This window comes from Pseudomonas sp. EL_65y_Pfl1_R83, assembly GCF_963970695.1.
Classification (GTDB): Bacteria; Pseudomonadota; Gammaproteobacteria; order Pseudomonadales; family Pseudomonadaceae; genus Aquipseudomonas; species Aquipseudomonas tritici.
Genome location: NZ_CAXAQI010000354.1, coordinates 1 through 475, shown reverse-complemented (window position 1 = coordinate 475; position 475 = coordinate 1). Strand labels below are relative to the sequence as shown.

At 67.4% G+C, this 475-nt stretch carries 1 protein-coding gene; it reads left to right on the top strand.

The window, feature by feature from the left end; translation table 11 throughout:
• Positions 1-16: 16 nt before the first annotated feature.
• The coding region (locus AACY08_RS29255) for a type II secretion system F family protein (RefSeq protein ID WP_339472571.1) at positions 17-475 on the top strand (459 nt) is incomplete at its 3' end.

The window sequence follows — 475 nt, the reverse complement described above, 5'->3', positions numbered from 1 at the left end:
GGGTTTTGGGGGGCTCATGCCTGATTTGGATTATCTCGCGATCGACACCAAGGGGCGCGAGGCGCGCGGGCATATCGCGGCGCCGTCGATCGATGATGCGCGCGTGTTGCTCGATCGGCGGCGACTGTATGTCGTCAAGGTCGAGCCGGGTTCGGGCCGCCCGGCCAAGGGCAAGCCGCTGCTGGCTGACCTGCGCCTTGGCCGTCGCCGCATGAGCACCAAGCAATTGACGCTGTTCACACGTCAGCTTGCCACGCTCAACCGCGTGTCGCCGCTGGAGGAATCGCTGCGCACGATCGCGCGCCAGACCGAGCAGGAGCATGTCCGCGCGATCGTCGAATCGGTCCATGCCGGCGTGGTCGAAGGGCGGCGGCTGCACGAGGCGATGGCGCGCGAGGCCAGGAGCTTCCCGGCCTTGTACCGCGCGATGGTGTCGGCGGGCGAAACGTCAGGCGCGCTGCCGATCATTCTCGAA